Below are 24,283 nucleotides of genomic sequence, written 5' to 3' on the forward strand. Positions count from 1 at the left end.
TTCAACATTACAGACGCCCATCGTTTCGCTTCAGAATGAGTCAGCATAACCCCTCCCACTGTTTGTTACCTCTCTAAGCGTAGCTGGCAGAAAAGGGTTCGGTGAATTTTTACACCAGCCAAGTGTGACACTTCTTTTCAAGCGAAACGCATTTCCAGCTAGCTTCCGTCGCTGCGAAGTGGGTTCATTTTTACCTCCCTTAACGCGTGATGAAATCAGAGGCATTTATCAGAATGATTTTTAAGCCTCATTTATCTGATGCGTTCTTGACTCTTTCAGCGTGACCAGTGAAAATGCTGTATATAAAAACAGTTATTGAGGTAAGTATGTTTGTTGAGCTCGTGTATGACAAGCGTAACGTTCAGGGTCTGGTCGGTGCGAGTGACATCATTCTGAATGAGTTAACCAAACGCGTGCATCGTATTTTCCCCGATGCGATTGTGAAGGTTAAACCGATGCAAGCGAACGGCTTAAACAGCGATGCAAGTAAAAGCGATCGTGAAAAACTGAACCGTATGCTTGAAGAGATGTTTGAAGAGGCGGACGCCTGGATGGTGATGGAATAGAGATGGCGGTTTTGGGAGTTCTGGCGCATAAAACGGGAACGAGTCAGGGATGACCAGCCGTTGAGCCGGCTGGTCATCTAGGCGTTATTTCAGATGTTCTTTCAGCTGATAACCTGCCTGTCCGATAGCAGTCCGCACGGCAGGAACATCACTCAGTGCGTTGAGCAGACCGTAATCATGGATTAATCCGTTGTAACGGGTAACCGTCACGTTTACACCGGCGGCATCCAGTTTGCGGCCAAAAGCTTCACCTTCATCACGCAATACATCAAATTCGGCCGTCTGGATCAGAGTGGGCGGCAGACCCTGCAGCTGCTCAGATGTGGCGCGCAGCGGTGAAGCAAGAATGTTATTACGATCGCTCTCTTTTGTGGTGTAAGCATCCCAGAACCACTTCATCATGTTACGCGACAGGAAATACCCGTTCTCGTATTGATTATAAGAATCGGTATTGAAATGAGTGTCAGTAACGGGCCAGAGCATAACGTCATAGCGGATTGCTGGCGACTTATGGTGTTTTGCCTGCAGCGCGACAGCTGCAACCATATTTCCACCAACACTGTTGCCAACCAGGGCCAGGCGTTTTCCGTCGACGCCAATTTCATTTCCGTGCTCAGCTACCCAGCGGGTTGCCACATAAGCCTGATTAATCGCAACAGGGAAATGTGCTTCCGGAGATGGCGTGTAGTTCACAAAAACGGCCGCCGCTCCAGACTCATTAACCAGATCGCGAACGAGCCGCTCATGCGTCGCGAAATCACCCAGGATCCAGCCGCCGCCGTGGAAGAACATAAATACGGGCAAGGTTCCGGTCGTGTTATGAGGCTTCACAATAGTCAGCATTATTTCTTTGCCATCAATGCTGATTGTTTTTTCACTGACATCCGCGGCGGGCAGCTTCGCCCCTTTCTGTGCGTTGATCAACACCTGGCGCGCGTCCTGAGGAGACAACTGCTCAATAGGCTTCCCTCCACCGCTGTTCAGGGCATTCAGGAACGCCTGCACGTGACGTTCTGGTTGAGGATCAGCGGCAAAGCTGTTAACTGAAATGGCTGCCATTGCAGCAGTCATTAACGCAGATTTAAGATTCATAGTACCGTCCAATTAAAATTGCTTACTATTATATCGCGCGCTATATATGTGCGCGATTTATCCATCGTATTTCACCCTGCAAATACTACGCACGTTTAAAATGAAAAAGTGTTCCCCTACTCTGCCATTATTTTATTACATCATCTGGCGGAGAAAGGCCCCGGTCAAAACAGAAGCCTTGGGCATCCAGGGAGACAATTGACTGAATTACAGACCCAGATCTGACAGGCTCGGATGATCGTCCGGACGACGTCCCAGAGGCCAATGGAACTTGCGTTCGCTTTCCTTAATAGGCATGTCATTGATACACGCGAAACGATGCTGCATCAGGCCATCTTCTCCGAATTCCCAGTTTTCGTTTCCGTAAGAACGGAACCAGTTACCCGAGTCATCGCGCCATTCATAGGCGTATCGGACCGCGATGCGATTACCGCCAAAAGCCCATAACTCTTTGATGAGACGATACTCGAGTTCTTTTTTCCACTTGCGTTCAAGAAACCCTTTGGCTTCTTCACGATTATTTGCAAACTCTGCGCGGTTACGCCATTTCGTGTCCAGAGAATAAGCAAGCGATACCTTTTCCGCATCGCGGCTGTTCCAGCCATCTTCAGCAAGTCTTACCTTTTCAATCGCTGATTCGCGAGTGAACGGGGGAAGTGGCGGACGAGTTTGTGAATCAGACATGGTGGTGCCTCCAGTAAAATTGGATATTTCAGTGAGTATTTCATCTGTGGAACTCAGGTCTCTATTGCGAGACCTGTTTTAATAACAGCTGAGCAATATCTCGCGCATCATCTGCGGCGCTGTAATCGCCCATAACACGCGACAGGGTGATGGCACCTTCAATCAGTATCAGCAACTGCCTGGCCAGGGATGAAGACTGCTCAATATTCAGTTGCCCGGTGAGTTCGAGCGTGTAATCCAGTAATTTCTGTTTATGCAGTTTGGCGATCTGGCGAACAGGATCGGCACTGTCACCCACTTCACCAGCAGTATTAATGAACGCGCATCCGCGATAACCGTCTGACTCAAACCAGCCTTTAAGTACGGTGAATATATTCAGGATGCGGTCCTCCGGGGTATCCGCTTTGTCGCATTCAGCCCTGAACCACTCCATCCAGCGGAGATCACGCGCGTTCAGCGCTGCTGCCGCCACTTCGTCTTTGTTGGCGAAATAGCGATAAATACTTTTTCGGGCCACGCCTGAGGTTTTCACCAGAAGATCCATACCGGTCGCATGAATACCGTTCTGATAGATAAGCTGTTCAGCGGTGGCGAGAATTTTCTCTCGTGTGTTCATTGTGTTTTTGTTCATAGGATAATAGTAGAACGATCGTTCTACCTAATCAAGCACTCATTAATAAATCTTTTTGAATTACAGGTGTGATCATCAATAAATGCGTTTTAAATCAATAGTTATACTGCTAACAGCGAGGCTTCGTATGATGATGCTGCTATAGCGGAGAGGCTGGATAAAAAATCTTGTGAAAAGAAAATAAAATGAAATTTCGTGATGAAATAAGGTCATCAACGCTGAGGCATACCCGGCACATAAGGGCTGTCTGAGAACGCCAGACTCTCTCTAACCGCCCGCTCCATCTGCCGTCTGTCGAGAATAATACAGGTACGCTCACCGGGTACGGTTAACTTGAACTCGTCATGTAGCGGCAATGGAGAGATCAAATACCATCGCCCTTTGAATAAAAGCCAGTTCACTTTAAACCTCAAATCATAAGCGCTGAGCGTAACCTGAGCCACAGCGTCCAGACGTTTTATCGGTGTCCTGCTTCGATGCAGGCGAGACGAGCTTTGAGCCCGTCCCATTGGGGGAGCGGTCAGGGTCGCTATGCATTCTTCCTGTTTCTGAAAGCCGCCACTTTCATGCGATTGCCACACGTCGCCATACTGCACCAGCGGCGGCGATGCGATTTACTCAAATCGTGGAAAAGTAAAATACAGTTATGCGCTTCACACTGGCGCACGAATTCAAATTTATCGCCAGTGACCAGTTTCACCAGTGCATCGGCAACGGGCCAGAGAAGGCTTGCGGGGCTATGACTGGCAGCATGAGAATCGACGTGATAGCGCTGAACATCCTCATCCCATTGCAGTCTCGTCAGAGGATGCCCTTTCTCAAGGATCCTGTTAATGACATCCAAATTTACCGCAACAGAGTTCATCGCTGCGTGTACGACAGCCCTTGAGGCTTCACGGAGCTGGCGAGCTTCCGTTAATAATCCGGCGGGTGCCTGAGTGCCTTCTGAGACAAGGCCCGTCACGATCAGCCACTCTATGACGCTGTGATCGTTTTCAAAACAATCATGTCGATCACTCCCAGTCCCATATTCGCTGTTAATGAAATCCAGTGCGAGGTTATCGGCCAAAAAAAGAGGCGGGGAAGAAAGTTGTTTGGAATCCATAGTAATCCGTAACTCATAAAATAATTTTGACAGGTTACCAAATTTACTTGTAACCTTCAATTCCACACTTTAATGGTTACAAGAGGTTTGTCATGGCATCTTCCACCACCGGGCTTTCTGCTGCAGATAACGCATCAACCTCACCCGATCTCACTATTCATTACCGATACAAACAGGCAGGCAACGTTAAGGTTTTCTACCGTGAGGCAGGCGATCCGGCATCGCCTACCCTCCTGATGCTTCATGGCTTCGCGGGTTCATCATTTATGTTTCGCGACCTCATTACCCAACTGGCCGACCGTTATCATCTGATTGCGCCCGATTTACCGGCCTTTGGTTTTACCGAAGCTCCGGAGAGAGGTGAATATGCTTATACCTTTGACCAGCTTGCTGAGACAATTGACCAGTTCACCCAAGAACTTGATCTCAATACCTATGCTCTGATGGTTCATGACTACGGCGCACCTGTCGGCTGGCGGCTGGCGTTAGCACATCCGCAGCGTGTGACCGCCATCATTTCCCAGAATGGCAACGCTTATGAGGAGGGACTGGGAGAAGCCTGGGCGCCCATTCAGACATACTGGCGCGATCCCACACCAGAGAACCGACGTGCTTTGAGTGAATTTCCGACGCCGGCTTCAATAAAATGGCAGTATCTGGAAGGCGTTCCAGACCAGAGTCTTGTTTCACCTGATGGCTATTCGCTAGAAGGGATGCAGGTATTGCGCCCTGGCAATGCAGAAATCCAGCTCGACCTGCTGCTGGACTACGCCTCAAATGTCATGATGTATCCTCAATTCCAGCGCTATTTTCGTGATAATCAGCCCCCGCTATTAGCCGTCTGGGGAAAACATGATCCCTTTTTCATGGCTGCGGGCGCTGAAGCCTGGAAACGCGATATTCCTGATGCCGTCATTAACTTCTACGATACCGGCCACTTCGCTCTCGAAACTCATGCAAAAGAGATAGGTATTGATGTTCGCGACTTTCTGGACCGGCATATCCGCCGGCCAGATTAACTCTCTTCGTGAAAAAAACGGCCTCAGGTACAGGACGGCGAAGGGAGTCGCCAAAAAAACAGAAATACGCGTGGAAGCCATCATGGCCTTCGATGAAGGCATGAATTTGTCTGCTGAATAAAAAGTATGAAATCCAGCCAGCGCGATTAGCAATTAGCAATTAGCAATTAGCAATTAGCAATTAAAACGTTGGCTAACGTTATTCTCTGAAGGAAAAATACTCATGTCAGTAACTTCCGGTGTGCAACATATTGGTTTATCCGTATCAAATCTTGAAGAAAGCGCTGAGTTCTTTATTAAAGTATTAGGTTGGGAAGAAATTAAACGACGTGAAGATTATCCGGCCATCTTTGTGAAAGACGACGCACTGACGATCACCCTCTGGAAAACGCAAACAGAGGAGCCAGTAAAATTTGATCGTAAATTGAATATCGGACTCCATCACTTAGCTTTGCGGGTTAAAAGTAAAGAAGCGCTGTTTCAGCTTGTTGATGTATTAAAGGCGAACAAAATTGAAATCGAATTCGAGCCAACCTTTATCAGAGAAGGACCGTCGATGCATATGATGTGCTATGAGCCGAGTGGGATAAGAATTGAATTTTATTATCCTGGATAAGGGGTTTCTGAGACTCGCCATCAGGCGATTTTCAGTGCCACAGTCTAGCCGCTAGAATAGATTACGGCAAAAAATCGCGCGGCGTAGAATTCAGAATAGTGCGAAAAGCCGCAGTAAATGCGGCCGGGCATGAAAAGCCAAGCTGGTAAGCGACCTGCTTAATTGGGATACCATTTGCGAGGAGATCTAACGAAGCACAAATTCTTGCTCGTTGCTTCCATGTTCTGAAGCTGAAACCTGTGTCCTTTATAAATAGCCGTGAGAACGTACGTTCAGACATGGAAGCGATAAATGCCAGATCGCTGAGGGATGCTTCCCAGCGATGGTTGACCAACAGTTCTCTGACAGCGCGATACAGGCGCTCATCATTCGGTACAGGAAGCTCTGCTGATATAGGGGAGGCCTCGCTGATAATTTCCAGAAGAATTAACGCCATTTTCCGTTGAACCGGCCTGCTATATTGCTCACTGAATAATCCGGTTATCAGCTCTTTCACCAGCGCTGTAGCCGTAATCACATGTACGTGGTGGCTCTTAATAAAGCTCGTGCACTCCGCAATAAGGCTTTTACTAAAATAGACGGCCCTCAGATCGGTTTGCGACAAAAGGGTGTAACTGTGGATATGAAGAGGTGGCAACCACAAGGCTCGCTGAGGGGGGATTACCCACCGCTGACCCTCTGTTTCAACAAGCATAACGCCCGTGGTAGCAAAGAGAAGTTGCCCTTCAATATGATGATGGGGAGGGTCTACCTCTCCGCGCTGATAGCTAATTGCTGTGCTTGACCAGCCAGTGACTGCATCATGTCTTGGCGTTTTATCTATACTACCTGGCATTTCAGATTTAGTCCCTGCCATTATGATATCGATGTTGGATTCACCCTAAATATGACAGCTGGCTGAGTGAGTGACTCAACATGAAGATTATCACAGTTAATTCAGGAGCATTTCCCAATGCGAGTTCACTTTATCGTACATGAACATTTTGAAGCCCCGGGCGCCTATGAAACATGGGCCAGAGAACGCGATCATGAAGTCACATTCTCTCGTGTTTATACCGGTGAAAAACGTCCAACTGATGCTGAAGGCATCGACTTATTAATCATTATGGGGGGGCCGCAGGACCCTTCATTCACCGTTGAAAAATGTGCTCATTTTGATTCCAAAGGAGAACAAGCGTTAATCGCCTCAGCAGTGAACGCGGGTAAAGCTGTCATCGGTGTTTGCTTAGGCGCTCAGTTAATTGGCGAAGCGCTCGGTGCGCCGTTTGCCCATAGCCCGGAGAAGGAAATTGGTAAGTTCCCGATTATCCTGACAGAAGCAGGCGCAAAAAATGAGATGTTCTCGCATTTTGGGCCGATTCTTGACGTCGGTCACTGGCATAACGACATGCCAGGCCTAACTCCTGATGCAGAGATTATCGCTTACAGCACAGGATGCCCACGTCAGATCGTGGCTTACTCGGAGCTGGTGTATGGATTTCAGTGCCATATGGAGTTCACATTAGCTGAAGTTGAGCTTTTGATTGCCCATTCCGAGAACGATCTGAGGCGGGCCGCAGAATATCGGTTCGTCGATACGGCAGAAATACTTCGTGCACACGATTACCGTGAAATGAACAAGGCTCTGTTCACTTTTCTCGACAAACTTGTCGCGCGCTATCAGCAAAAGTATCAAACACAGCCATAAGGAGATCTCGTGAGTTTATTTACTCTGCCATCATTTCCAACTTCCGCTCCTGGCACCTGCGCGATCAGGATGGCATCAGCCTATTAGCCGTGGCCGCATCGACTGTCGGATAAGAAACCCCGCACCCGCCGAAGCGGGTCGCGTTTCATAAGCTGATTCTATTTCGTTAGATAAAGTGAACGCGCATAGGCTTGTTCCTGACTACTGATAAAGCTCTTAACGTTATTATCCGTAAAAGACTTAATGTTGGTGCCTTTCGGCATAGATACCTCTTTTTTCTCCAGCGTTAAAGTAAACATTGGCTGGATTTGGAGAGGCAAAAAAAAACGGGAACCCTCAGGCTCCCGTTCTTGTATAACCCAGCGAATGGATTACATGTTCGCGATAATCGCGTCGCCAAACTCTGAACATTTCAGCAGCTTAGCGTCGTCCATCAGACGTTCGAAATCGTAAGTCACGGTTTTGGCGTTAATCGCGCCTTCCATGCCTTTCACGATCAGGTCTGCGGCTTCGAACCATTCCATATGACGGAGCATCATTTCAGCAGACAGGATGATTGAACCTGGGTTCACTTTATCCTGACCTGCGTACTTAGGTGCCGTACCGTGGGTAGCTTCGAACAGTGCGCATTCGTCACCGATGTTTGCACCAGGCGCGATACCGATACCGCCAACCTGTGCCGCCAGGGCGTCGGAGATGTAGTCGCCGTTCAGGTTCATACACGCGATCACGTCGTATTCAGCTGGACGCAACAGGATCTGCTGCAGGAACGCATCGGCGATAACATCTTTAATGATGATCTCTTTGCCGGTGTTCGGGTTCTTGATTTTCTGCCACGGACCGCCGTCGATCAGTTCGCCGCCGAATTCTTCAGTCGCCAACTGGTAGCCCCAGTCTTTGAATGCGCCTTCGGTGAACTTCATGATGTTGCCTTTGTGAACAATAGTCACAGAGTCACGATCGTTGGTGATTGCGTATTCGATGGCTGCGCGCACCAGACGTTTAGTACCGTCTTCGGAGCACGGCTTGATGCCGATACCGCAATGTTCAGGGAAGCGAATTTTCTTCACGCCCATCTCTTCGCGCAGGAATTTAATCACTTTTTCTGCGTCAGCAGAGTCCGCTTTCCATTCGATACCTGCGTAGATGTCTTCTGAGTTTTCACGGAAGATAACCATGTCGGTCAGTTCCGGACGTTTTACCGGGCTTGGTGTACCCTGGTAGTAACGCACTGGACGCAGACACACATACAGATCAAGTTCCTGACGCAGAGCAACGTTCAGGGAACGGATACCGCCGCCGACCGGGGTGGTCAGTGGGCCTTTAATTGCCACGCGGTATTCGCGAATCAGGTCCAGCGTTTCTGCTGGCAGCCAAACGTCCTGGCCGTAAACTTGGGTCGATTTTTCACCGGTGTAAATTTCCATCCAGGAAATTTTACGCTCGCCTTTGTAGGCTTTCTCAACAGCGGCATCAACCACTTTCAGCATTGCAGGAGTAACGTCTACACCGATACCATCACCTTCAATGAAGGGAATAATCGGGTTGTGTGGAACGTTAATTTTGCCGTTTTGCAGGGTGATCTTTTTACCTTCCGCCGGAACAACTACTTTGCTTTCCATTAACCTCTCCTTCGAGCGCTTCTGGTTGTTACTGATCTTATGTTAATAATTTGTAATGAGCCGTCCGATAGTACCTGAATGTCCGGCGCCATGAAAGGCATTCGTTATTAGGCTATAATGCGGCAATTGACCGACGCTGAAAATACCATGAAGAAAACTTCTTTTAGAAATCACCGGGTTGAGCGATTCAGCTCACAACAAGCCACCAGAAGAACACCCGTAAACCAACCAAAACGGGTCATTTTGTTCAATAAACCCTACGATGTTTTGCCGCAGTTTACGGACGAGGCCGGGCGCAGCACCCTGAAAGATTTTATTCCTGTACAGGGCGTGTACGCCGCGGGGCGTCTGGATCGCGATAGCGAAGGTTTGCTGGTGTTAACCAACGATGGCGCATTGCAGGCCAGCCTAACCCAGCCGGGTAAACGCACCGGAAAGATCTACTACGTTCAGGTCGAGGGTGAACCGACGGACGAAATGCTCGTTGCGCTGCGTAACGGCGTGGCGTTAAACGACGGTCCGACGCTGCCTGCTGGCGTTGAGCGGGTCAGCGAGCCGGAGTGGCTGTGGCCGCGTAACCCGCCGATTCGCGAGCGTAAATCCATTCCCACCGCCTGGCTGAAAATCACCCTTTATGAAGGCCGTAATCGGCAAGTTCGCCGGATGACGGCCCACGTTGGCTACCCTACCCTGCGGCTTATCCGCTATGCCATGGGTCATTATACGCTGGATTCCCTGGCCAATGGGGAATGGCGCGACGCACCTGAATAAGGAGAAATCATGTTTAAACCTCATGTTACGGTTGCCACCCTGGTTCATGCGCAGGACAAATTTTTAGTCGTTGAAGAGACGATCAACGGCAAAGCGCTGTGGAATCAGCCCGCCGGGCATCTCGAAGCGGACGAAACGCTGGTTCAGGCCGCCAAACGCGAACTGTGGGAAGAGACCGGTATTGATGCGCAGCCCCAGCATTTCATCCGTTTGCATCAGTGGATTGCACCCGACCGCACGCCGTTCCTGCGCTTTTTATTCGTCGTCGAACTTAACGAAATGTGCGCCACTGAACCGCATGATGACGATATTGATCGCTGCCTGTGGGTCACTGCTGAGGAAATTCTTAACGCCCCAAACCTGCGCTCGCCGCTGGTTGCTGAGAGCATCCGTTGCTATCAGACGGGCGCTCGCTTGCCGCTTGACATTATTAGCGAATTTAACTGGCCGTTTACAGAGGGTGTCAACGGTGGGGGCGCGTGATAGAATATGCCGCCTTTAAGTTCAATGTCGTGAGTATTCCTATGTCAGTAAGCCCAAAAAAAGTGATCGTCGGCATGTCCGGCGGTGTCGACTCCTCCGTTTCTGCCTGGCTGTTGCAACAACAGGGCTATCAGGTCGAAGGCCTGTTCATGAAGAACTGGGAAGAAGATGACGGCGAGGAATACTGTACAGCGGCTGCGGATCTCGCCGATGCACAGGCCGTGTGCGATAAACTCGGCATTGAACTGCACACCGTTAACTTTGCGGCGGAATACTGGGACAACGTCTTTGAACTGTTCCTGGAAGAGTACAAAGCGGGTCGCACACCGAACCCGGATATTCTGTGCAACAAAGAGATCAAATTCAAAGCCTTCCTCGAATTCGCCGCTGAAGATCTGGGCGCTGACTTTATCGCGACCGGTCACTACGTGCGTCGTGCAGACGTTGATGGCAAAAGCCAACTGCTGCGCGGTCTCGACGGCAACAAAGATCAGAGTTACTTCCTTTATACGCTCGGCCACGAACAGATTGCGCAAAGCCTTTTCCCGGTCGGTGAACTCGAAAAACCTGAAGTTCGCAAAATCGCCGAAGACCTTGATCTGATTACCGCGAAGAAAAAAGACTCCACCGGCATCTGCTTTATCGGTGAGCGCAAATTCCGCGAATTCCTGGGACGCTACCTGCCGGCTCAACCGGGTAAAATCATCACCGTAGATGGCGATGATGTTGGCGAACATCAGGGGCTGATGTATCACACGCTCGGACAGCGTAAAGGTCTGGGCATTGGTGGTACAAAAGAAGGCAGCGAAGATCCCTGGTACGTTGTCGACAAAGACGTTGAGAACAATATTCTGATTGTTGCCCAGGGTCACGAGCATCCGCGCCTGATGTCTGTCGGTCTTATCGCCCAGCAGTTGCACTGGGTCGATCGCGAGCCGTTCACTGGTACGCTGCGTTGCACAGTCAAAACCCGTTATCGCCAGGCCGATATTCCCTGCACCGTGACGGCACTGGATGAAGAACGCGTTGAGGTTCGTTTCGACGAGCCGGTTTCTGCCGTTACGCCAGGCCAGTCAGCCGTTTTCTATCGCGGTGAAATCTGTCTGGGCGGCGGCATCATTGAACAGCGTCTGCCTCTGGCAGCGGTCTAAAAGAGCACACTAAAAGGAGCCCGTGTGGCGAAGAATTATTATGACATCACCCTGGCACTGGCAGGAATTTGCCAGTCTGCTCGTCTGGTGCAACAGCTGGCGCATCAGGGGCATTGCGATGCTGACGCGCTGCACGTTTCGCTTAACAGCGTTATCGATCTCAACCCTGGCTCTACGCTTGGCGTGTTCGGTGGCAGCGAAACAAATCTTCGTCTCGGTCTCGAAACGCTCCTCGGCGTGCTGAATGCCAGCAATCGTCAGGGGCTGAACGCGGAATTGACGCGCTATACGCTCAGTCTGATGGTGCTTGAACGTAAGCTGAACAGCGCAAAAGGCGCGATGGATACGCTCGGCGATCGCATCGCAGGATTACAGCGTCAACTCGATCACTTCGATCTGCAATCTGAAACGCTCATGAGCGCGATGGCCGCCATTTATGTCGACGTGATCAGCCCGCTGGGTCCACGTATCCAGGTGACCGGTTCCCCTGCCGTGCTCCAAAGCGCGCAGGTGCAGGCGAAGGTTCGCGCCTCGCTTCTGGCCGGTATCCGCGCCGCTGTTTTATGGCATCAGGTTGGCGGTGGCCGACTGCAGTTAATGTTTTCTCGTAATCGCCTGACCGCTCAGGCAAAACAAATTCTTGCTCATTGTTAACCTCCCGGAGTTGCGAATTATGGAATTATCCTCACTGACCGCCGTTTCCCCTGTTGATGGACGTTACGGCGATAAAGTCAGCGCGCTGCGCGGGATTTTCAGCGAATATGGTCTGCTGAAATTCCGTGTACAAGTTGAAGTACGCTGGCTGCAAAAACTGGCCGCGCACGCAGCAATCAAGGAAGTTCCTGCTTTTGCTGCCGAGGCAAACGATTACCTCGATAAAGTCGTGGCAGAATTCAATGAAGAAGATGCTGCACGTATCAAAACGATCGAACGCACCACCAACCACGACGTGAAAGCGGTTGAATATTTCCTGAAAGAGAAAGTGGAAAGCGTTCCTGCGCTGCATGCCGTGTCTGAATTTATCCACTTCGCGTGTACGTCCGAAGATATCAACAACCTCTCTCACGCGCTGATGCTCTCTACCGCCCGTCAGGAAGTGGTTCTGCCTTACTGGCGCAAAATCATTGATGCGGTCAAAGATTTGTCCGTTCAGTATCGCGATATTCCACTGCTTTCCCGCACGCACGGTCAGCCAGCGACCCCATCAACCATGGGTAAAGAGATGGCAAACGTGGCGTACCGTATGGAGCGCCAGTACCGCCAGCTGGAACAGGTTGAAATCCTGGGCAAAATCAACGGCGCGGTCGGCAACTACAATGCACACATCGCTGCCTATCCGGAAGTTGACTGGCACCAGTTCAGCGAAGAATTCGTGACCTCTCTGGGCATCCAGTGGAACCCGTACACCACGCAGATTGAGCCGCACGACTACATTGCTGAGCTGTTTGACTGCATCGCCCGCTTCAACACCATCCTGATCGACTTTGATCGTGACGTGTGGGGTTATGTGGCGCTGAACCACTTCAAGCAAAAAACCATCGCCGGCGAAATCGGTTCTTCTACCATGCCGCATAAAGTGAACCCGATTGACTTTGAAAACTCCGAAGGCAATCTGGGTCTGGCGAATGCCATGCTGCAGCACATGGCGAGCAAACTGCCGGTTTCCCGCTGGCAGCGCGACCTGACCGACTCCACCGTACTGCGCAACCTGGGCGTGGGTATTGGTTACTCGCTTATTGCTTACCAGTCTACTCTGAAAGGTGTGAGCAAACTGGAAGTGAACCGTGACCGTCTGCTGGACGAACTTGACCACAACTGGGAAGTGCTGGCCGAGCCGATTCAGACCGTGATGCGTCGCTATGGCATCGAAAAGCCCTATGAAAAACTAAAAGAGCTGACGCGCGGAAAACGTGTCGATGCTGAAGGCATGAAACAGTTTATCGATAGCCTGGAACTGCCGGAAGACGAGAAAACGCGTCTGAAAGCAATGACGCCAGCGAATTACATTGGCCGTGCTATCACCATGGTTGATGAACTGAAATAAGGCTCCCGCCCTCTTTCCGCCCGGAAAGAGGGTTCCTTCCACAGCGTTTACTCAATGTTTATCCCCACAGCCACATAATCAGCGTTAAACTATTCATACCATTAATTTTAGGGAGAAGAGATGATGCGCATATTGGTTGTTGAAGATAATGCTTTGCTACGTCATCACCTGAAAGTTCAGCTTCAGGAAATGGGCCATCAGGTCGATGATGCAGAAGATGCAAAGGAAGCCGATTATTATCTCAATGAACATCTGCCCGATATCGCCATCGTCGATTTGGGCTTGCCGGATGAAGACGGTCTGTCGCTGATCCGCCGCTGGCGCAGCCATGACGTCTCTCTCCCCGTACTGGTTTTGACCGCACGCGAAGGCTGGCAGGACAAAGTCGAAGTGCTCAGCGCGGGCGCAGATGATTATGTCACCAAACCGTTTCACATCGAAGAGGTCGCCGCCCGTATTCAGGCTCTGATGCGCCGCAACAGCGGTCTGGCCTCTCAGGTAATTTCGCTTCCGCCATTCCAGGTCGATCTTTCTCGCCGTGAATTTTCGATCAACGATGAAGTCATCAAGCTCACGGCGTTCGAATACACCATCATGGAAACGCTGATCCGCAACAGCGGCAAAGTGGTGAGCAAAGATTCATTAATGCTGCAGCTATACCCGGATGCCGAACTGCGTGAAAGCCATACGATTGATGTGCTGATGGGGCGTTTGCGTAAAAAAATTCAGGCACAGCATCCTCACGACGTCATCACGACCGTGAGGGGCCAGGGATACCTGTTTGAATTACGCTAAATGAAAAGACTTCTTCGTCATATTTTGCCGCTTTCTCTGCGGGTCCGTTTTTTGCTGGCCACCGCCGCGGTGGTGCTGATCCTCTCGCTCGCTTACGGCATGGTGGCGCTCGTGGGCTACAGCGTCAGCTTTGATAAAACGACCTTCCGTCTGCTGCGCGGGGAGAGCAATCTTTTCTACACGCTGGCGAAATGGGAAAACAACCACATTAGCGTCGATATGCCCGAGAATCTGAATCGGCAAAGTCCGACGATGGCGCTGATCTATGACGAGAAAGGTAAGCTGCTCTGGGCACAACGCCATGTTCCGTGGCTGGAAAAAAGTATTCGCCCGGAATGGCTCAAAACGAATGGTTTTCATGAAATTGAAGCCGATGTGAATGCCACCAGCAGGCTGCTCGACAATGATGCCTCCATGCAGCGTAAGCTCGCCGAGATCCGTGAAGATGACGACGACAGTGAAATGACGCACTCGGTCGCCATCAATCTCTATCCTGCCACGATAGATATGCCTCAGTTGACGATTGTGGTCATCGACACGATTCCTGTGGAGCTAAAACGCTCCTATATGGTCTGGAGCTGGTTCGTGTATGTGCTGGTCGCTAACCTGCTGCTGGTGATCCCGCTGCTATGGATCGCCGCCTGGTGGAGTCTGCGCCCCATCGAATCGCTGGCTAAAGAGGTGCGCGAGCTTGAAGAACATAATCGTGAAAAACTCAATCCTGAAACCACCCGCGAACTGACAAGCCTGGTGCGGAACCTCAATCGCCTGCTCAAAAGCGAACGCGATCGCTACGACAAATACCGCACCACGCTAACCGATCTGACGCACAGTCTTAAAACGCCCCTCGCCGTAATGCAAAGTACGCTGCGTTCGATGCGCGGTTCAAAACTGAGCGTAGATGATGCCGAGCCGGTGATGCTGGAGCAGATCAGCCGTATTTCGCAGCAAATTGGTTACTACCTGCACCGCGCCAGCATGCGTTCTGGCAGCCCACTGTTAAGCCGCGAGCTGCATCCGGTCGCACCGCTTCTCGACAGTTTGACCTCCGCGTTGAATAAAGTGTATCAACGCAAAGGCGTGAATATTAGCCTCGATATTTCGCCAGAAATCAGTTTTGTCGGCGAGAAAAATGATTTTGTTGAGGTGATGGGAAACCTGCTGGATAACGCCTGCAAATATTGCCTGGAATTTGTGGAAGTGTCCGCGCAACAGACGGATGACACGTTGCACATCATCATTGAAGATGACGGCCCTGGGATCCCAAAAAACAAACGCGATGTCGTTTTCGATCGTGGCCAACGCGCAGACACGCTGCGCCCTGGACAGGGCGTGGGGCTTTCCGTTGCCCAGGAGATTGTCGAGCAGTACAACGGCAGAATTGAAACCAGCGATAGCCTGCTGGGTGGCGCGCGGATGGAGGCCATTTTTGGTCGCCAGCACCCCTCTTCCGACGATAGTTAGCGCGGAATGTGAAAAAAGCGAGATTCCCGCACGCAGCATTGTGAGCTTCCGTTATAATCCGACTCAATAAGAGCCTGCGGAAATAAATAATATGGAATATCACTTAACGCTAAACTGGCCCGATTTTATCGAACGTTACTGGCAAAAACGCCCGGTCGTTCTGAAACGCGGCATCAGCAATTTTGTCGATCCCATCTCACCAGACGAACTGGCGGGACTGGCAATGGAAAACGAAGTGGACAGCCGACTGGTGAGTCATCAGGACGGGAAATGGCAGGTGAGCCATGGTCCTTTCGAAAGCTACGATCATCTGGGTGAAAACAACTGGTCATTACTGGTTCAGGCCGTCAACCATTGGCATGAGCCTACCGCAGCCTTGATGCATCCGTTCCGCGCCCTGCCCGACTGGCGCATGGACGACTTGATGATCTCCTTCTCTGTACCCGGTGGCGGCGTTGGGCCCCATCTGGATCAATACGATGTGTTTATCATTCAGGGTACGGGCCGTCGTCGCTGGCGTGTGGGCGAGAAAGTGCCGATGAAACAGCACTGTCCACACCCCGATCTGCTCCAGGTAGATCCGTTTGAAGGCATTATCGACGAAGAGCTTGAGCCAGGCGATATTCTGTATATCCCGCCGGGATTCCCGCATGAAGGTTATTCTCTGGAGAACTCGCTGAACTATTCCGTGGGATTCCGCGCGCCAAGCGGACGCGAGATGATCAGCGGATTTGCCGATTACGTGCTGCAGCGTGAGCTGGGCAGTCATCGCTACAGTGACCCTGATGTGCCTGCACGTGAACATCCGGCAGACATTCTGCCGCAAGAGTTAGATAAGCTGCGCGAGATGATGCTGGGCCTGATTAACGAGCCGGAGCATTTCAAACAGTGGTTCGGCGAATTTATCAGCCAGTCCCGTCACGAACTGGACGTTGCGCCTGCAGAGCCGCCGTATCAGCCGGATGAGATTTACGATGCGTTGCAGCAGGGTGATTCCCTGGTACGCCTGGGTGGCTTGCGTGTGCTGCGCATTGGCGATGATATTTTCGTCAATGGCGAAAAACTCGATTCGCCGCACCGTCCGGCGCTCGAAGCCCTGGCGAGCCATATGGTATTAAACGCGGAAACCTTTGGTGACGCGCTGGAAGATCCCTCATTCCTGGCGATGCTGGCCGCCCTCGTGAACAGCGGATACTGGTTCTTCGAAGACTGATACACATCATTCTTCAAGCTGCCTCTGCGTTGGCTGCGTCTGTTCACCCCGGTCACTGACTTCAGTAAGCGTCCGGGGATTCTCAGACTTGCCGCCTTGATCCAACTTCAAAGATTTCGTGAATGTTTAATTGCCCGGCAGTCATCTCGCTGACCGGGCTTTGTTTTACGCCTGCTTTGCCGCAATCTCGGCAATACGTACAATCACTTTCACCGCTTTTTCCATCCCTTCCAGCGTCACAAACTCATGCTTGCCGTGGTAGTTATAGCCGCCGGTAAACAGGTTCGGGCAAGGCAGTCCCATAAAGGAGAGCTGCGAGCCGTCAGTACCACCGCGAATCGGCTTCAACTGCGGTTCGATATCGCAATCGCGCATCGCCTGCTGCGCAATGTCCAGAATATGCGGATGCTCAACCACCTTCTCGCGCATATTGTAATAGCTGTCCTCAATGATCAGCTCAATGTAGCAATCCGGATGCAGTCCTTTGCCCACTTTTTTAGCAATTTCCATCATCTTACGCTTGCGCGCTTCAAAGGCTTTACGGTCGAAATCACGCACAATGTAATGCATCTGCGCGCTATCCACCGTCCCTTTAATACTGGTCAGATGATAAAAACCTTCGTAACCTTCGGTCTGCTCGGGGCTCTCTTCCGCCGGGACTTCCGCATGAATGCGCGTAGCCAGCGACAGTGCGTTCACCATTACCCCTTTTGCTGAGCCCGGATGAACGTTGTTACCAACGATTTTGATGGTAATTGACGCCGCGTTAAAGTTTTCGAACTCCAGTTCACCCACGCCACCGCCATCGACTGTGTAGGCCCACTTCGCGTTAAACGCGGCGACGTCAAAGTGTTTTGCGCCCTTGCCGACTTCTTCATCGGGCGTAAAGGCCACACGAATATCGCCATGCGGCACGTTTTTGCCTTTGAGCACGGCCAGCGCGGTCATGATTTCTGCAACGCCCGCTTTATCATCCGCGCCCAACAAGGTTTTGCCGTCGGTGGTGATCAGCGTTTGTCCCAGCAGCTGATGTAGCACCGGGAACATAACCGGGGACAAAACTTCGTCGCCGATGCCCAGCGCAATATCACCGCCACGGTAATTTTCAACAATTTGCGGGTTGACGTTCTTACCGCTGAAATCGGGCGATGTATCAACGTGGGAAATGAATCCAATGGCCGGAATGTCACCCTGGACATTCGCTGGCAGCGTCCCCATCACCGTACCTTTCTCGCTTAACGTCACATTGACCAGGCCAAGCTCCTCCAGCTGTTCCTTCAGCAGGTGCAACAACTTCCATTGACCCTCAGTGCTCGGCACCTGCCTGACACCCGCTTTAGATTGGGTATCCAGCGAAACGTACTGTAAAAAACGCTCAAGTAATTTATCCATGCAGTCACCCTCACTTTTTGTGACAACATTATCATTAAGCATCAAAACCCAAATATTGCGTCAGGTCACTTTTATCCCGTAAACGAGAATATTTTCGTTTATGTCGTTATTGGTTAATAAATATAGTTTATCAATCAGTCACAAGGATTGGTGATTTCAATGCTTTGCCGTAGAATGGCCGCCCTCATTGCGAATCACCAGGGTGGTTGAATACAAATCCCGCTATCGAAAACCCATTCGTAGCGCTTATAGGGGACAGAGCCAAAAATTGAATACAGAACTGGGTACGGTGTCGCCTCTGGTGCTTTTATCAGGGATCAGCAAAAGTTTCGACGGTAAGATCGTCATCGACGAGCTCAACTTGAGCATCAATGACGGTGAGTTTCTTACGCTGCTTGGCCCCTCCGGCTGTGGCAAAACCACCGTTTTGCGCCTTATCGCTGGATTAGAAAGCGTCGATAACGGCCAAATTCATCTTGAAAATCAGGACATCACCGATGTGCCTGCTGAACACCGTCACGTCAATACCGTCTTCCAGAGCTATGCCCTTTTCCCGCACATGACCGTGTTCGAAAACGTGGCCTTTGGCCTGCGCATGCAAAAAACGCCAAACGAACAGATTACCCCGCGCGTTAACGATGCGCTGCGCATGGTTCAGCTAGACGAATTCGCCCAACGTAAACCTCATCAGCTCTCCGGCGGCCAGCAGCAGCGCGTGGCTATCGCGCGTGCCGTGGTCAATAAACCGCGCCTTCTGCTGCTCGACGAATCCCTCTCCGCGCTGGATTACAAGCTGCGCAAACAGATGCAGAACGAGCTGAAAGCGCTGCAGCGCAAGCTCGGCATCACTTTTGTGTTCGTCACGCACGATCAGGAAGAAGCGCTGACCATGTCGGATCGGATCGTGGTGATGCGCGACGGAAAAATCGAGCAGGACGGCACGCCGCGGGAAATTTACGAAGAGCCTAAAAACCTGTTTGTCGCCAGTTTTATTGGCGAGATCAATATCTTTGATGCAACCGTCATTGAGCGTCTGGATGCGCAACGCGTCCGCGCCAACGTCGAAGGGCGTGAGTGCAATATCACGGTGAATTTTGCGGTCGAAAAGGGGCAAAAACTGAACGTCATGTTGCGCCCGGAAGATCTGCGCGTAGATGAAATTCATGACAGCACGGACGCCGAAGGGCTGATTGGTTTTATCCGCGAGCGCAACTACAAAGGCATGACGCTGGAATCGGTAGTGGAACTGGAAAGCGGCAAAATGGTGTTCGTCAGCGAGTTTTTTAACGAAGACGACCCGGATTTTGACCACCCGCTCGATCAAAAAATGGTCGTGAACTGGGTAGAAAGTTGGGAGGTCGTACTGGCTGATGAAGAACACAAGTAAATTCCAGAATGTGGTGATCGCCACGATCGTGGGTTGGCTTGTGTTGTTTGTTTTTCTGCCCAACCTGATGATCATTGCCACCAGTTTTCTGACTCGCGACGACGCTGATTTTGTCAAACTGGTCTTTACGCTGGATAACTATGCGCGCCTGTTGGACCCACTCTATTTTGAAGTGCTCCTCCACTCGCTCAATATGGCGGTCATTGCCACTCTTGCCTGCCTGGTGCTGGGCTATCCCTTCGCCTGGTTTCTGGCGCGTTTGCCGCAAAAAGTGCGCCCTCTGCTGCTGTTTTTGCTGATTGTTCCCTTCTGGACCAACTCGCTGATCCGCATTTATGGCCTGAAAATATTCCTGAGCACCAAAGGTTATCTGAACGCGTTTTTGCTGTGGTCAGGCATGATTGATACGCCGATTCGCATCATGTTTACCCCCGGCGCGGTGATCATTGGTCTGGTCTATATTTTGCTGCCGTTTATGGTGATGCCGCTCTATTCCAGCATTGAGAAGCTCGACAGACCGCTGCTGGAGGCCGCGAAGGATTTAGGTGCCAGCAAGTTTCAGACATTTATTCGCATTATCCTTCCGCTCACGATGCCGGGCATTATCGCGGGCTGTCTGCTGGTGATGCTGCCTGCGATGGGGCTGTTTTACGTCTCTGATCTGATGGGAGGCGCTAAAAACCTGCTGATCGGTAACGTGATAAAAAGTCAGTTCCTGAATATCCGCGACTGGCCGTTCGGCTCCGCCACCAGCATAACGTTGACGGTGGTGATGGGGCTTATGCTGCTGGTTTACTGGCGCGCTTCCCGCTGGCTGAACAAAAAGGGAGATCTCGAATGACCGGTCGTCTGCTGCGCGGCGGTTTTATGACCGTCATTTACGCGTATCTCTACATCCCCATTATCATTTTGATCGTTAACTCGTTTAACAGTTCGCGTTTCGGCATTAACTGGCAGGGCTTTACGACAAAGTGGTACAGCCTGCTGATGAACAACGACAGCCTGCTGCAGGCGGCGCAACACTCTCTGACGATGGCGATTGTGTCCGCGACCTTTGCGACGCTTATCGGATCGCTTACCGCCGTGGCGCTGTATCGCTACCGTTTTCGCGGTAAGCCCTTCGTTAGCGGGATGTTATTTGTGGTGATGATGTCGCCCGATATCGTAATGGCCATATCACTGCTGGTGCTGTTTATGCTGCTTGGCGTCCAGCTCGGATTCTGGTCGCTGCTGTTTTCTCATATCACGTTCTGCCTGCCGTTTGTGGTGGTGACGGTTTACTCGCGGCTCAAAGGATTTGACGTTCGGATGCTCGAAGCGGCCAAAGATCTGGGCGCGAGCGAAATGACCATTCTGCGCAAAATCATTCTGCCGCTGGCGATGCCTGCGGTGGCCGCCGGGTGGCTCCTGAGCTTCACCCTGTCGATGGACGACGTGGTGGTCTCCTCATTCGTCACCGGGCCGGGGTATGAGATTCTGCCGCTGAAAATCTATTCCATGGTCAAAGTGGGTGTCTCGCCCGAGGTGAACGCGCTGGCAACCATTCTGCTACTGTTATCGCTGGTTCTGGTCATCGCCAGTCAGCTGATTGCTCGTGATAAAACCAGGAGCTTTAAGGCTCACCACTCAGGGGACGTTAAATGATGAAATGGTCACGCCACCTGCTCGCGGCAGGCGCACTTGCTATGAGCATGAGCGCTGCGCACGCGGACGACAGCAAAACACTCTACTTCTATAACTGGACTGAATATGTACCACCAGGTCTGCTGGAACAGTTCACCAAAGAGACGGGGATAAAGGTTATCTATTCGACCTACGAATCGAACGAAACCATGTATGCCAAGCTCAAAACCTATAAAGACGGCGCATACGATCTGGTGGTGCCTTCAACCTATTTCGTCGACAAAATGCGCAAAGAGGGCATGATCCAAAAGATCGATAAAACGAAGCTGACCCATTTTTCAAACCTCGATCCGGAGATGCTCAACAAACCGTTCGACCCGAATAATGACTACTCCATCCCTTACATCTGGGGCGCGACGGCGATCGGCGTGAACAGCGATGAGATAGACCCGAAAACGGTGACAAGCTGGGCCGATCTCTGGAAGCCGGAATACAAAGGCAGCCTGCTCTTGACCGACGACGCCCGTGAAGTGCTCCAGATGGCGCTGCGTAAACTGGGTTATTCCGGTAACACGACTGACCCGAAAGAGATCGAAGCCGCGTATAACGAGCTGAAAAAGCTGATGCCTAACGTGGCGGCGTTTAACTCCGACAACCCGGCCAATCCGTACATGGAAGGCGAAGTGAATCTGGGCATGGTGTGGAACGGGTCGGCTTACGTTGCGCGTCAGGCGGGGACGCCGCTGCAGGTGGTCTGGCCGAAAGAAGGCGGGATCTTCTGGATGGATAGCTTGTCGATTCCGGCAAATGCTAAAAACGTCGACGGGGCGATGAAGTTGATTAACTTCCTGCTGCGCCCGGACGTGGCAAAGCAGGTGGCAGAAACGATTGGTTATCCGACGCCAAACCTCGCCGCACGTAAACTGCTTAGCCCGGAAGTGGCGAACGATAAGTCACTGTATCCGGACGCGGAAACCATCAGCAAAGGCGAATGGCAGAATGATGTGGGCGACGCAAGCCGCCTTTATGAAGACTATTATCAGAAGCTGAAGGCGGGCCGCTGATTTCGCATTTCCCCTCTCCCACCGGGAGAGGGGATCGTGTTTCATAAGCCTTTCAGCAACTTCTCAACAAAGTCCGGCACCACCGCGCTCGCGAGACCGTACTGTTTTTCTTCAAACTCACTGCCAACCTGACTCGGTTCCAGATTCAATTCAACCGTGTGCGCCCCGTGCAGTTTCGCCTCATGCACAAAACCGGCCGCCGGATAGACATGCCCGGACGTGCCGATAGCAATGAAAATATCGGCCATCGCCAGCGCACCGTAGATATCGTCCATTCCCAACGGCATTTCGCCGAACCACACCACATGCGGGCGCAGCGGTGACGGGAACTGGCAGCAGTGGCACTTGTCATCCGGCATGATATCACCGGTCCAGTCAAGCACCTGCCCGCTCCACGCGCAGCGGACTTTCAGTAGTTCGCCATGCATATGGATAACGTTACGATTACCGGCGCGTTCATGCAGGTTGTCGATGTTCTGCGTAACCAGCAAAAAACGATCGCCCAGCTCCTGCTCCAGTTTTGCCAGCGCCAGATGTGCCGCATTTGGCGCAATTTCTGGCGACTGTAACTGACGGCGACGAGCGTTATAAAACGCCTGCACCAAAGCGGGGTCGCGCGCGAAGCCTTCCGGCGTCGCGACGTCTTCAACACGGTGCTCTTCCCACAAACCGTCGGCAGCACGGAAAGTACGAATGCCGGACTCCGCGGAAATACCCGCGCCGGTCAGCACCACAACTCTTGGTTTTTCCATTCCGTCAGGCATCACTCTGTCTCTGAAAAATATTCGCTGGCGTAAGCGCTCACGCAAGCGACGTTTAGTTTTGCGAAAACGGGTGAGTCGATGTGACCGGCGCGACAGCATAATAACCTCGTCTAACTAGCGGGTGAGATGAAGGAATGCCGCACCGCGCATCCCCCCGGCGTCGCCATGACGCGCACGTTCAATACGTGGAACGCGAGCCACCGGCAACAAATGCCGCGGCAAACGCCCGGAAAGCTGCTCGGTGATCGCTGAAAAGTTGGATAACCCACCGCCAATCACCAGCAGATCGGGGTCGACAATGGTCAAAATATTGCCTAAACACACTGCCAGCAGGTCAAGGTAGCGTTCAACGTGTTCCCGCGCCTGTTCATCCCCCTGCTCCCACAGAGTGATGATCTCCGGAGCCTCAATTTTCTGATGATAGAAGTGTTCATAAAGCCATGCAAACCCACGGCCCGAAAGATAATTCTCGATACAACCGCGTTGCCCACAGCCGCAGCGCGTCAGCGGAAAATCGCGACCCACGACCTCCAGCGCATCCACCGGCAGGCGAATGTGGCCAAACTCGCCGGTAATATAGCTGCGACCGGTGATGGGTTTACCATCAACAATAATGCCGCCGCCGACACCGGTACCAAGAATGAGCCCCATCACCAGCGGATACGGGCGGAACTCATCGTCCCAGGCTTCTGAAAGGGCAAAACAGTTAGCGTCGTTATCGAGACGGACGTCACGATCGAGGAGTGCAGAAAGGTCGGCGCGCAGCGGCTTACCGCTGGCAGCAGGCACGTTCGCGGCATACAGCAGGCCGTCATCGGTTTCTGGCATGCCGGGAATGCCGATGCCGACCGTTCCCTTCACGCCAAAGCGGGTATCCGCTTGCGCCACCAGCGTGGCAATGGCGGTTAAAAATTCGTCGTAGCTTTCGCGCGGTGTGGGAACGCGGGTTTCCCACTGCAATTTGAGATGTTCATCAAATACGCCGAGTGCAATTTTAGTGCCGCCAATATCAAATCCATAATACATAACGCATTCCTCTTTAATATTTAGCGGCTTATACACAACATCATTCACGTTGCATCAAGGCGGCAAGTCTGAGGATCCCCAGGA

At 51.7% G+C, this 24,283-nt stretch carries 25 protein-coding genes; 16 read left to right on the top strand and 9 right to left on the bottom strand.

The annotated features are described in order from the left end of the window. Positions 1-326: 326 nt before the first annotated feature. Positions 327-566, top strand: coding sequence for a DinI family protein (locus AC0LWE_RS04970; RefSeq protein WP_202665924.1), 240 nt, complete (start codon positions 327-329; stop codon positions 564-566). Positions 567-650: 84 nt separating this feature from the next. On the opposite strand, the gene AC0LWE_RS04975 is transcribed toward AC0LWE_RS04970, so the two are convergent. The 4 genes from AC0LWE_RS04975 to AC0LWE_RS04990 all read right to left on the bottom strand — a co-directional run bounded on the left by AC0LWE_RS04975 (position 651) and on the right by AC0LWE_RS04990 (position 4,078). Further along, entirely contained in the window at positions 651-1,658 is a 1,008-nt protein-coding gene (locus tag AC0LWE_RS04975) for an alpha/beta hydrolase (RefSeq protein ID WP_219346771.1), read from the bottom strand. A 207-nt stretch (positions 1,659-1,865) separates the two neighbouring features. Further along, positions 1,866-2,342, bottom strand: coding sequence for a nuclear transport factor 2 family protein (locus tag AC0LWE_RS04980; protein WP_059178265.1), 477 nt, complete (start codon positions 2,340-2,342; stop codon positions 1,866-1,868). Positions 2,343-2,403: 61 nt separating this feature from the next. Next, positions 2,404-2,973 carry a TetR/AcrR family transcriptional regulator gene (locus tag AC0LWE_RS04985; RefSeq protein ID WP_219346772.1) on the bottom strand — a complete coding sequence of 190 codons (570 nt, stop codon included), beginning with the start codon at positions 2,971-2,973 and terminating at the stop codon, positions 2,404-2,406. 529 nt (positions 2,974-3,502) lie between these two features. Further along, positions 3,503-4,078: a CGNR zinc finger domain-containing protein gene (locus AC0LWE_RS04990; RefSeq protein WP_219346773.1), complete on the bottom strand. Its 576-nt coding sequence runs from the start codon at positions 4,076-4,078 to the stop codon at positions 3,503-3,505. 92 nt (positions 4,079-4,170) lie between these two features. Between AC0LWE_RS04990 and AC0LWE_RS04995 the strand changes: the two genes are divergently transcribed. After that, positions 4,171-5,097 carry an alpha/beta fold hydrolase gene (locus AC0LWE_RS04995; RefSeq protein ID WP_219346774.1) on the top strand — a complete coding sequence of 309 codons (927 nt, stop codon included), beginning with the start codon at positions 4,171-4,173 and terminating at the stop codon, positions 5,095-5,097. A 223-nt stretch (positions 5,098-5,320) separates the two neighbouring features. Continuing rightward, positions 5,321-5,713, top strand: a complete 393-nt coding sequence (locus AC0LWE_RS05000) for a VOC family protein (protein WP_202666972.1) — start codon at positions 5,321-5,323, stop codon at positions 5,711-5,713. A 61-nt stretch (positions 5,714-5,774) separates the two neighbouring features. On the opposite strand, the gene AC0LWE_RS05005 is transcribed toward AC0LWE_RS05000, so the two are convergent. Then, positions 5,775-6,548 carry an AraC family transcriptional regulator gene (locus tag AC0LWE_RS05005; RefSeq protein WP_202667352.1) on the bottom strand — a complete coding sequence of 258 codons (774 nt, stop codon included), beginning with the start codon at positions 6,546-6,548 and terminating at the stop codon, positions 5,775-5,777. Between the two features lie 117 nt (positions 6,549-6,665). On the opposite strand from AC0LWE_RS05005, the gene AC0LWE_RS05010 reads away from it, so the two are divergent. Further along, positions 6,666-7,400: a type 1 glutamine amidotransferase gene (locus AC0LWE_RS05010; protein ID WP_202666973.1), complete on the top strand. Its 735-nt coding sequence runs from the start codon at positions 6,666-6,668 to the stop codon at positions 7,398-7,400. Between the two features lie 371 nt (positions 7,401-7,771). On the opposite strand, the gene icd is transcribed toward AC0LWE_RS05010, so the two are convergent. Beyond that, positions 7,772-9,022 carry an NADP-dependent isocitrate dehydrogenase gene (gene icd, locus AC0LWE_RS05015; RefSeq protein WP_059178273.1) on the bottom strand — a complete coding sequence of 417 codons (1,251 nt, stop codon included), beginning with the start codon at positions 9,020-9,022 and terminating at the stop codon, positions 7,772-7,774. A gap of 117 nt (positions 9,023-9,139) precedes the next feature. On the opposite strand from icd, the gene rluE reads away from it, so the two are divergent. From rluE to AC0LWE_RS05055, 8 genes are all read left to right on the top strand, one after another. After that, on the top strand, positions 9,140-9,793 hold the full coding sequence (gene rluE, locus AC0LWE_RS05020) for a 23S rRNA pseudouridine(2457) synthase RluE (RefSeq protein WP_219346775.1): 654 nt from the start codon (positions 9,140-9,142) through the stop codon (positions 9,791-9,793). A gap of 9 nt (positions 9,794-9,802) precedes the next feature. Beyond that, entirely contained in the window at positions 9,803-10,276 is a 474-nt protein-coding gene (locus AC0LWE_RS05025) for an NUDIX hydrolase (protein WP_202693622.1), read from the top strand. A gap of 41 nt (positions 10,277-10,317) precedes the next feature. After that, positions 10,318-11,427: a tRNA 2-thiouridine(34) synthase MnmA gene (mnmA, locus tag AC0LWE_RS05030; protein ID WP_059178276.1), complete on the top strand. Its 1,110-nt coding sequence runs from the start codon at positions 10,318-10,320 to the stop codon at positions 11,425-11,427. A gap of 24 nt (positions 11,428-11,451) precedes the next feature. Then, on the top strand, positions 11,452-12,081 hold the full coding sequence (gene hflD / locus AC0LWE_RS05035) for a high frequency lysogenization protein HflD (protein ID WP_059178277.1): 630 nt from the start codon (positions 11,452-11,454) through the stop codon (positions 12,079-12,081). 19 nt (positions 12,082-12,100) lie between these two features. Continuing rightward, positions 12,101-13,471 carry an adenylosuccinate lyase gene (purB, locus tag AC0LWE_RS05040; protein WP_059178278.1) on the top strand — a complete coding sequence of 457 codons (1,371 nt, stop codon included), beginning with the start codon at positions 12,101-12,103 and terminating at the stop codon, positions 13,469-13,471. Between the two features lie 123 nt (positions 13,472-13,594). Next, on the top strand, positions 13,595-14,266 hold the full coding sequence (gene phoP, locus AC0LWE_RS05045; RefSeq protein ID WP_166638653.1) for a two-component system response regulator PhoP: 672 nt from the start codon (positions 13,595-13,597) through the stop codon (positions 14,264-14,266). Continuing rightward, a complete protein-coding gene (gene phoQ, locus AC0LWE_RS05050; RefSeq protein ID WP_131487041.1) occupies positions 14,267-15,730 on the top strand; it encodes a two-component system sensor histidine kinase PhoQ in 1,464 nt (487 codons plus the stop codon). A gap of 91 nt (positions 15,731-15,821) precedes the next feature. After that, positions 15,822-16,943, top strand: a complete 1,122-nt coding sequence (locus AC0LWE_RS05055; RefSeq protein ID WP_059178280.1) for a ribosomal protein uL16 3-hydroxylase — start codon at positions 15,822-15,824, stop codon at positions 16,941-16,943. A 165-nt stretch (positions 16,944-17,108) separates the two neighbouring features. On the opposite strand, the gene pepT is transcribed toward AC0LWE_RS05055, so the two are convergent. Continuing rightward, positions 17,109-18,335 carry a peptidase T gene (gene pepT, locus AC0LWE_RS05060; protein WP_131487040.1) on the bottom strand — a complete coding sequence of 409 codons (1,227 nt, stop codon included), beginning with the start codon at positions 18,333-18,335 and terminating at the stop codon, positions 17,109-17,111. Between the two features lie 235 nt (positions 18,336-18,570). Here pepT and potA point away from each other — a divergent pair, with 235 nt between their 5' ends. Genes potA through potD form a run of 4 tightly spaced genes read left to right on the top strand, consistent with a single transcriptional unit; the run spans position 18,571 to position 22,409 of the window. Then, positions 18,571-19,722 carry a spermidine/putrescine ABC transporter ATP-binding protein PotA gene (potA, locus tag AC0LWE_RS05065; RefSeq protein ID WP_202693681.1) on the top strand — a complete coding sequence of 384 codons (1,152 nt, stop codon included), beginning with the start codon at positions 18,571-18,573 and terminating at the stop codon, positions 19,720-19,722. Next, complete coding sequence (gene potB, locus AC0LWE_RS05070; protein ID WP_059178283.1) at positions 19,706-20,563, top strand: spermidine/putrescine ABC transporter permease PotB; 858 nt, start codon at positions 19,706-19,708, stop codon at positions 20,561-20,563. The genes potA and potB overlap by 17 nt, the downstream gene beginning before the upstream one ends. Then, positions 20,560-21,366 (top strand): spermidine/putrescine ABC transporter permease PotC, encoded by an 807-nt coding sequence (gene potC / locus AC0LWE_RS05075; RefSeq protein ID WP_059178284.1) that lies wholly within the window; start codon positions 20,560-20,562, stop codon positions 21,364-21,366. Before potB ends, potC begins: the two co-directional genes overlap by 4 nt. Continuing rightward, complete coding sequence (gene potD, locus AC0LWE_RS05080) at positions 21,363-22,409, top strand: spermidine/putrescine ABC transporter substrate-binding protein PotD (RefSeq protein WP_131487039.1); 1,047 nt, start codon at positions 21,363-21,365, stop codon at positions 22,407-22,409. Before potC ends, potD begins: the two co-directional genes overlap by 4 nt. A 41-nt stretch (positions 22,410-22,450) precedes the next feature. Here potD and cobB read toward each other — a convergent pair whose 3' ends face one another. Together cobB and nagK are read right to left on the bottom strand one after the other, a co-directional pair. Further along, entirely contained in the window at positions 22,451-23,272 is an 822-nt protein-coding gene (cobB, locus tag AC0LWE_RS05085; RefSeq protein ID WP_216981537.1) for a Sir2 family NAD+-dependent deacetylase, read from the bottom strand. A 15-nt stretch (positions 23,273-23,287) separates the two neighbouring features. Then, positions 23,288-24,199: an N-acetylglucosamine kinase gene (nagK, locus tag AC0LWE_RS05090; RefSeq protein ID WP_216981538.1), complete on the bottom strand. Its 912-nt coding sequence runs from the start codon at positions 24,197-24,199 to the stop codon at positions 23,288-23,290. Positions 24,200-24,283: the final 84 nt, after the last annotated feature.

The sequence above is a fragment of the Lelliottia sp. RD5 genome (genome assembly GCF_056032945.1).

Bases quoted from the DNA above. Each gene is read 5' to 3' on its own strand.
- AC0LWE_RS04970 (WP_202665924.1), top strand. From the start codon at position 327: ATGTTTGTTGAGCTCGTGTATGACAAGCGTAACGTTCAGGGTCTGGTC.
- AC0LWE_RS04975 (WP_219346771.1), bottom strand. From the start codon at position 1,658: ATGAATCTTAAATCTGCGTTAATGACTGCTGCAATGGCAGCCATTTCA.
- AC0LWE_RS04980 (WP_059178265.1), bottom strand. From the start codon at position 2,342: ATGTCTGATTCACAAACTCGTCCGCCACTTCCCCCGTTCACTCGCGAA.
- AC0LWE_RS04985 (WP_219346772.1), bottom strand. From the start codon at position 2,973: ATGAACAAAAACACAATGAACACACGAGAGAAAATTCTCGCCACCGCT.
- AC0LWE_RS04990 (WP_219346773.1), bottom strand. From the start codon at position 4,078: ATGGATTCCAAACAACTTTCTTCCCCGCCTCTTTTTTTGGCCGATAAC.
- AC0LWE_RS04995 (WP_219346774.1), top strand. From the start codon at position 4,171: ATGGCATCTTCCACCACCGGGCTTTCTGCTGCAGATAACGCATCAACC.
- AC0LWE_RS05000 (WP_202666972.1), top strand. From the start codon at position 5,321: ATGTCAGTAACTTCCGGTGTGCAACATATTGGTTTATCCGTATCAAAT.
- AC0LWE_RS05005 (WP_202667352.1), bottom strand. From the start codon at position 6,548: ATGCCAGGTAGTATAGATAAAACGCCAAGACATGATGCAGTCACTGGC.
- AC0LWE_RS05010 (WP_202666973.1), top strand. From the start codon at position 6,666: ATGCGAGTTCACTTTATCGTACATGAACATTTTGAAGCCCCGGGCGCC.
- icd (WP_059178273.1), bottom strand. From the start codon at position 9,022: ATGGAAAGCAAAGTAGTTGTTCCGGCGGAAGGTAAAAAGATCACCCTG.
- rluE (WP_219346775.1), top strand. From the start codon at position 9,140: ATGCGGCAATTGACCGACGCTGAAAATACCATGAAGAAAACTTCTTTT.
- AC0LWE_RS05025 (WP_202693622.1), top strand. From the start codon at position 9,803: ATGTTTAAACCTCATGTTACGGTTGCCACCCTGGTTCATGCGCAGGAC.
- mnmA (WP_059178276.1), top strand. From the start codon at position 10,318: ATGTCAGTAAGCCCAAAAAAAGTGATCGTCGGCATGTCCGGCGGTGTC.
- purB (WP_059178278.1), top strand. From the start codon at position 12,101: ATGGAATTATCCTCACTGACCGCCGTTTCCCCTGTTGATGGACGTTAC.
- phoP (WP_166638653.1), top strand. From the start codon at position 13,595: ATGCGCATATTGGTTGTTGAAGATAATGCTTTGCTACGTCATCACCTG.
- phoQ (WP_131487041.1), top strand. From the start codon at position 14,267: ATGAAAAGACTTCTTCGTCATATTTTGCCGCTTTCTCTGCGGGTCCGT.
- AC0LWE_RS05055 (WP_059178280.1), top strand. From the start codon at position 15,822: ATGGAATATCACTTAACGCTAAACTGGCCCGATTTTATCGAACGTTAC.
- pepT (WP_131487040.1), bottom strand. From the start codon at position 18,335: ATGGATAAATTACTTGAGCGTTTTTTACAGTACGTTTCGCTGGATACC.
- potB (WP_059178283.1), top strand. From the start codon at position 19,706: ATGAAGAACACAAGTAAATTCCAGAATGTGGTGATCGCCACGATCGTG.
- potC (WP_059178284.1), top strand. From the start codon at position 20,560: ATGACCGGTCGTCTGCTGCGCGGCGGTTTTATGACCGTCATTTACGCG.
- potD (WP_131487039.1), top strand. From the start codon at position 21,363: ATGATGAAATGGTCACGCCACCTGCTCGCGGCAGGCGCACTTGCTATG.
- cobB (WP_216981537.1), bottom strand. From the start codon at position 23,272: ATGCTGTCGCGCCGGTCACATCGACTCACCCGTTTTCGCAAAACTAAA.
- nagK (WP_216981538.1), bottom strand. From the start codon at position 24,199: ATGTATTATGGATTTGATATTGGCGGCACTAAAATTGCACTCGGCGTA.